Origin of the sequence: Myxococcus sp. AB025B, assembly GCF_006518215.1 — a bacterium.
Classification (GTDB): domain Bacteria; phylum Myxococcota; class Myxococcia; order Myxococcales; family Myxococcaceae; genus Myxococcus; species Myxococcus fulvus.
Genome location: NZ_SRLW01000695.1, coordinates 1 through 540, shown reverse-complemented (window position 1 = coordinate 540; position 540 = coordinate 1). Strand labels below are relative to the sequence as shown.

The 540-nt window shown below is 72.8% G+C and carries 1 protein-coding gene; it reads left to right on the top strand.

The features are described 5' to 3' along the window. The coding region (locus FL311_RS43555; protein WP_228557489.1) for a LysR family transcriptional regulator at positions 1-540 on the top strand (540 nt) is incomplete at both ends.

Genomic DNA, 540 nt, shown 5'->3' with positions numbered 1-540 from the left:
CACCACCGCCGACCGGCTCGAGCTGATGCAGACCTTCCTGCGCATCGTCGACGCCGGGAGCCTGTCATCCGCCGCCGCGCAGCTCGGCACCACACAGCCCACGGTGAGCCGGCGTCTCCAGGCGCTGGAGCGCTCGCTCGGCCTGCGGCTGCTGCAGCGCTCCACCCACGCGATGAAGCTCACCGAGGACGGCGCGCGCTGCTACGAGCGGGCGAAGGAGCTGCTGGCCAACTGGGAGATGTTCGAGGCCGACCTGCGCGGCGCGAGCGACGAGCCGGAGGGCACGCTGCGCGTCGTCGTCCCCCATGCCTTCGGCCAGCAGCTCCTGGTGGAGCCGCTGACGGAGTACCTGCACCGGCACCCCCGCGTCAGCGTCGAGTGGCTGCTGCACGACCGCGCGGTGGACTTCATCGCGGACGGCATCGACTGCGCGATTCACGTCGGCGAGGTGAAGGACCCCAGCATGGTGGCCATCCGCGTGGCGGAGGTGCCGCGCATCGTCGCCGCCGCGCCCTCGGTGCTGACGGGGCGCTCCCGGCC